Consider the following 237-nt stretch of genomic DNA (forward strand, 5'->3'; position numbering starts at 1 on the left):
GCTTTTCACCTTTCCCTCACGGTACTGGTTCACTATCGGTCACTAGGGAGTATTTAGCCTTGCGAGATGGTCCTCGCGGGTTCCGACGGGGTTTCACGTGTCCCGCCGTACTCAGGATTCTGAACAGAGAGTGTGACGTTTCGTCTACGGGGCTTTCACCCTCTATGGCACAGCTTCCCAACTGTTGCGACTACGTCGCACTTTGGTAACTCTAATGTTCAGTCCTACAACCCCAAC

The 237-nt window shown here is 53.2% G+C and carries 1 rRNA gene; it reads right to left on the reverse strand.

The features are described from left to right. Positions 1-237 (reverse strand): 23S ribosomal RNA (locus LMC10_RS02125); the annotation flags it as partial.

This window comes from Limosilactobacillus reuteri subsp. simiae (assembly GCF_020784875.1).
GTDB lineage: Bacteria > Bacillota > Bacilli > Lactobacillales > Lactobacillaceae > Limosilactobacillus > Limosilactobacillus reuteri_H.